The 5,422-nt window shown below is 53.8% G+C and carries 3 protein-coding genes and 1 pseudogene; 3 read left to right on the top strand and 1 reads right to left on the bottom strand.

All coding sequences use genetic code 11. The features are described from left to right. The 3 genes from AK963_RS33595 to AK963_RS25015 form a co-directional block, all read left to right on the top strand. Positions 1-2,081: hypothetical protein (locus AK963_RS33595; protein ID WP_202969861.1), on the top strand; the 2,081-nt coding region annotated here is incomplete at its 5' end. Beyond that, the gene (locus AK963_RS25020; RefSeq protein WP_066018109.1) at positions 2,081-3,316 is read left to right on the top strand and encodes a hypothetical protein; all 1,236 of its coding nucleotides are present in this window, start codon (positions 2,081-2,083) and stop codon (positions 3,314-3,316) included. The genes AK963_RS33595 and AK963_RS25020, both read left to right, overlap by 1 nt. A 2-nt stretch (positions 3,317-3,318) precedes the next feature. Next, the gene (locus AK963_RS25015; RefSeq protein WP_066018108.1) at positions 3,319-5,172 is read left to right on the top strand and encodes a hypothetical protein; all 1,854 of its coding nucleotides are present in this window, start codon (positions 3,319-3,321) and stop codon (positions 5,170-5,172) included. Between the two features lie 60 nt (positions 5,173-5,232). On the opposite strand, the pseudogene AK963_RS35910 reads toward AK963_RS25015, so the two are convergent. Further along, positions 5,233-5,422, bottom strand: a pseudogene (locus AK963_RS35910) (IS630 family transposase); the annotation flags it as partial.

Raw genomic sequence — 5,422 nt, 5'->3', positions numbered from 1 at the left:
ACACGGTGGAGAAACCCGGCATCAAGCCCGGCAGTCTGACCGTGACTTATATATCCAACAGCCAGAATAAAACCCTGACCGACCAGGGCAACGGCCTGCTGACCGGCGACGGCAATGGCGCTATCCATTACGCCCCGGGAGAATTGAGCTTTAAGTTAGACAACCTGCCTGACACTGGTACCGAGATACAAGTGGATTATCAGGAAGGCACCAGCGCCGGTGGTCAGGTGAACGTTGCCATCGATGGCCAGGGCGTAATGAGTGGCACGATACCCGGTGCGCCGTTATTGCCCGGTTCCATACAGCTGCAGTTTCTGGTGGAACAGTTATCCAACGTGCCGAGCGACGCCCGGGGGGAAAATTTCGAGACTTATGAAACTACCACCACCGTGGCAAAGCGGCTGGCTGACGATACCGCTGGCGGCTGGCGTGGCGTAACAGGCACCATTGATTATCAGACCGGTGCCTTTACGATTCTGGCGTTGCAGGATTACACCTATACAGAATTCACCAACATCCGGCAGACCTCAGGTGGCGCTACCTTCTATCGAGTGGAAACCACCAATACAACGCAAAAGCAGACCTTTAACGGCAGTAGTATCACCGCCATCGCCCAGGCCAGCAACCTGAGCCATGCCCCCTACAGCGAAACCCTGCCATCACCCGAGCTGACCCTGGATCTATTGCCCTTAATCAGCGATACCCTACTGCCGGGGAGCGTGGTGTTTACTTGGAACGGCAAGACCTACTATGACCGGGATGGTCAGGTGTTCACCAATCTCAGCACCGAAACCAACGCAGGCCTGCAGGTAGGCAGCATTGATTACAGCGGTGGCGTGGTCACGTTAGCCACTTATCCACAGGGGGGATTTACCAGCGCCACCATCGAAGCTGCAGCCACCATCGGCCCGGGTTTTAAAGTAGACGCCGTGGCCTTTCGCACACCGGGCTCACCGGTTCGATTGGGCAGTTTGCAGCTAACGGCAGTGCGAGTGGATAACGGCGACATCATCACCGCCAGCGCCGACTTTAACGGCGAGATAAACACCAGCGAAGTGCAGGGAAAGATCGACACCACCACCGGCTGGTGTGAAATAGTGTTCACAGACGGCGGCTCTCCTGAAAAGAAGCCCATCTTCGTGATACCGCAGAGCATACGATATAACTGCATTGTGGAAACCAGCCTGCCGCTGGACGCCGAACTGATCGGGCTAGACCCGGTGCGTTTACCACCGGATGGCAAGGTGCCCATTTTCAGAGCAGGCGACATCGTGGTGATCAGCCACACCAGCAGCACCGATGCCGCTACCCCTACCGCAGGCCAGGTGATCAACCTGAGCCGTGACCATCAGGCCGACATTGTTGTGGAAGACAGTACCGGGGCTTTGCTGGCAAGCGATCAATACACCGTCGATAGAGAGGCCGGAACCGTTACCTTTGCTGACCCACTGAGCCTGATCGACGATCAGAGCAACCCATTGACTGCACCTTTTACCATTAAGGATCGGGTGGAGCACATGAGCGTTTTAAGTGACGTTCAGATCAACGGCGACCTTTCTATTATTTCGCCTGTCCCTTGGGATTTACCTGCAACCGAAACCACAGTAGGCAGTGCGGTCGTGTATGGCGATCTTCAGGCCAGAGTGAAAAACTTTTTCAGCCAGAAGGTATGGGATAACGGCGACCCGAACTGGACAGACAACCGGAACGGTGACCAGACCACCGCCCAATACAACACCATCAACTATCCAGTGGAGGTGACCAACAAGGGAGCCATCTATGGCAAGTGGGCGATCATCTTCACCAGTGGTTCAGCATTCCAGATCGTAGAGGAAAAGCTAGGGATCATAGCAACCGGCAACATCATTGCTGATGTAGCACCGCTGAACCCGGAAACAGGCGTGCCCTTCTTAACTATCCGGGCTGATGGTTGGGGAACTGGCTGGGCAGCAGGGAACGCTATTCGATTTAATACCGATGGTTGCCTTGCACCTATCTGGATTTGTCGGACGGTTCTCGCTGGTCAGGGAACGGAAACCAATGATGATTTTACGCTTCAGATCAGGGGGGATGCTGACTAATGGCTGGAATATGGTTTCCCGAAGATAACGTTGCAGGAAAGCTATCTACGCCTCGAATTTATGCGGCGGATAATGAGGCGTTTAATTCGTCTGTTTCAGAACTTCATTTTGTAATGACGTTGATTTTGCATGAGTCAACGGCGACAAAAAGTGTTCCGCTTTTAAATGTAGATGGCTTCGCAACGTCAAATGGCAGTTCTGTGTATCGGACAGATATATGGGTTGAAAATGGGGTTTTACATTATCGAACGGAAAGGTCTAGTGATGGCCGTGTAGGAACAAAGGGAGAATCAACTACCCTATTGCCGACAGGTGTGCCTGTTGAAATCGTAATCACTATGAATGCGAGCCGGAGTTATACGCCTGATAAGTTGGTAATGCACATCAATGGCACACGAGATACTGTTGTTAATTTGCAATCAAGTAAAAACTATACCTTTCCCTGGTATAGTTATCAGGAAGTCTCTCTGGGCTATGCATCGAAGACGAATACCTTTGCAGCAGGTCTGTTAATTACAGACTTTCACCTATCCAATATTTATAACGCATCGCCACAAAAAAATACGTCAGCAATTAGTACCTACCAGACGATATGGAACTCTGATTTTGAGAATGTGGCTGAACCTCTAAAAATCGCTACCCGGCGCAATAACATAGACAGCAGCCTAAGTTGGGCTAATAGCGATGATACAAAGGTCATCTGGACAGATGGAAATACCATCCCGACGACAGGTGGCGGTGGTGATGCCGGAGCCGGGGGAATTATTATTCCCGGCAATGGGAACACCACACAGGTTCAGGGCGTCATTACAGAGAATGACCTTTTTGTTGCCCGGAGAGTCATGGCTATTACCGAGGCGCAGCTGGCAGTGACCGATAGCGAACTGACCAAACATGCTGTTCTCGATAGCACTGTCAGCAGCGATGTTGATGGAACCTATACCCTGGATACCAGCCCCTATGAAGGCACCGTCTTTGTTATCGCCGCCGATGATTACGGCACCGTCTGGCAACCTGACACTGCTTATGCCGTAGGCGACGTGATCAGGCCGCCGACCTTTCAGGGCTATGTCTATCTTTGCACATTGGCAGGAACCACCAGCAGCACCGAACCCGTGTGGTGGCTGGATACCGATGGCAGCCAGAGCATCGGCACCGCCCAATTTCAGGCGAAGCCATTTAGCCGACCGTTAGCCCACGGCCCGATCCTGCCGACCATTATCCCCAGTGCATAACGATGGCTTACGACCCCTCCGCAAGCACCGATTTTATATTCAGCGAACAGGCCTACCAGCCTGCGGTGGATTTCGCTTTTTATCCACAGAAGACATACGCCTTTACCACACCGCCCTCCGTTGTCCGTTTTTGCCAGAGCCAATGGCAGACCAGCCAGCCACAGCAGCGTGACCACAGCGCCGCCTATGGCAGCAGCCTGGCGATAGATGCCACCAGAGCGCAAAGCAGTCATCAGGCCACACCGCTGGAAGCCCATGCTGTCGGGCTTTTCTGGGGCGTGGTGGCGAGTTTGCAGGAAACCGTACAAATTAGTCATGGCCAGAGCCAAGACAAAGAGAACCGCATTAGTGGACACTGGCAGCAGTCGCCCACCAAGCAGCGCCTCCAGCGCCAGGGATGGGACAACAGCCTCCAGCCCCAAGACCAGCGCACCGAGCATGACTGGCAGATACCGCCCGAGAAAGACGCCCTGCGGCTGGCCAGCTTTCGCCGTGTGGATGAATTCAGCCCACCGCACCAGCAGGAAAACCTCGGCTACCGGATCCCCGAAGCCAGCCTGCTGAACTTTCAGTTTGCCGGGCAGAGCTACACACCGGCCACCAGCCCTGACGTGTTTTTCAGGATGGGCAGAGCCATCGAGCAAAAAGTAATCCAGCCAAGGGACAGCCGAACCGGTTTCAGCTTTCAGAGCAACCGGCAGCTGGACGACCCGGTGGTGATTCCCTGGGGCTTAGGACAGAAAGCCAGGGATGAAAGTGTTACCGGCAAGTATGGCGGCGAGACCGACCCGAACGTGGTGGAGAAACCGCAACCCGAGCAGCCGGATATCAGGGAGAGCTATTTACTTATGAATATTATCAGCGTAGTCACCTTGCCAGATCGTACCCCCATCGAACTGAACGATTTAGAAATAGAATTAGATATAGACAGCTTCAGCTGGAGCCTGACCGGACAGCTATGGGGAGCGTCCAGCCTGGCCATGATAGAACCGGATGCCAGTGGGCCGAAGCAGGTAGAGATAAACATCAATGGCTGGGTTTGGGTATTCATTATTGAGCGATACAGCACTGATCGTCGGTTCGGTAATGAACGATACACCGTGACCGGCACCAGCCGCAGCCAGCTGCTCGCCACCCCGTATGCACCCAAGCGCAGCAAAAGCAGCGCCAGTGACATCAACGCCAAACAGGCCATCAGTGAGGAGCTGGCCAATACCGGCTTTACCGCCAGCTATCCCAACCTGAACAACTACAGCACCCCTGACTGGATTATTCCCGGTGGCATTTTCAGCTATCAACACCAGACGCCCATGGAGGTGATTGCACGACTCACCACCAGCGCCGGATCGGTGGTGATTCCTGCCCGAGACAGCGACCAGCTGAACATCCAGCCCCGATACCCTGCCAGCCCATGGAGCTGGGGCACCGCCACGATGGACAGGATTATTCCCGCCAGTATGGTCATCAGCCTGAGCGCCAGCTGGCGACCCGAACCACAATACAACGCAGTGTATGTTTCAGGTACCCATGTGGGCGTAGCAGTCAACGTTAAACGCAGCGGAACTGCAGGGGATGAACCAGCACCGGATATTTTGGAAGACTGGCTGACAGAGACCCAGGTCAACACCGAGCGAGGCCGGAACGAACTGGCCAAAGGCGGTCACCAGAGCATCAACACCATCGAACTGCCGCTGACCGACACCAACACCGCCCCCGGACTCATTGAGCCAGGGATGCTGGTCGAGGTTCAGGATATAACCGGTGACTGGCAAGGGCTCTGCTTGCGATCCCATATCAGTGCCTCAGGGGGATTAAACGCCGTTATCCAGAGCGTGGAGCTTGAAAGGCATTATTAGAGAAAGAGGATGCCCGGCCTAAGGAGTAGAGCCGGGACTTATACCAATTGAATTTTCTAACTACTGTATAACTGCCCAATCACGGGAGCACAGACTGAACAGTCGACCAGCTTCGCTGCAAAGGTTATTCCAAGCTTCACAGCAACAATCTACAATATTTTCATAACCTGAAAATGCTTTGTTTGATAAGTCATGCTCCCGCATCCACTCCCATAGCCTTTCTGAGCTGTTTAACTCCGGTGCGAATGGT

Source organism: Endozoicomonas atrinae (assembly GCF_001647025.1).
Lineage (GTDB): Bacteria > Pseudomonadota > Gammaproteobacteria > Pseudomonadales > Endozoicomonadaceae > Endozoicomonas > Endozoicomonas atrinae.
Note: the sequence above shows the minus strand (reverse complement) of the source record. Positions and strands in the feature narration are given on the sequence as shown.

Excerpts from the sequence above, each read along its gene's own strand:
- AK963_RS25020 (WP_066018109.1), top strand. The coding sequence starts at position 2,081 with ATGGCTGGAATATGGTTTCCCGAAGATAACGTTGCAGGAAAGCTATCT.
- AK963_RS25015 (WP_066018108.1), top strand. The coding sequence starts at position 3,319 with ATGGCTTACGACCCCTCCGCAAGCACCGATTTTATATTCAGCGAACAG.